Annotated in this window: 1 protein-coding gene; it reads right to left on the reverse strand. The window is 39.2% G+C overall.

Annotation, left to right across the window (positions count from 1 at the left end):
* The coding region (locus R0K30_RS21495; RefSeq protein ID WP_410612822.1) for a hypothetical protein at positions 1-230 on the reverse strand (230 nt) is incomplete at its 3' end.
* Between the last annotated feature and the right edge of the window lie 79 nt (positions 231-309).

Here is a 309-nt window from a genome sequence, read left to right on the forward strand (position 1 = left end):
GCGAAGTAAGCATCACGCCCATTAGTAAAATGTTCTTTTTCTTTCGGTATTCGGTTCAAATTAGTGAAGCAAGCGGGGCAATACAGCGACCCATCCATTTCTGGGATATACTCAGAAGGAATTAATTTTCTAGCATTTGCTTTTAAATATGCCCGATCGCCCGTTTCGTAATCCCAGTTATCTAACTGGTATGAAAACTTTATTCTTCTATTAGATTCACTAGCACTCATTTTTAATTCCTTTTAATGAATAGACCACAGGACTCGACTTGGCACATAACGCCCGCATAACGGCAAAAATACGTAGTCT

The sequence above is a fragment of the Bacillus sp. SIMBA_154 genome (assembly GCF_046536015.1).
GTDB lineage: Bacteria > Bacillota > Bacilli > Bacillales > Bacillaceae > Bacillus > Bacillus pumilus_P.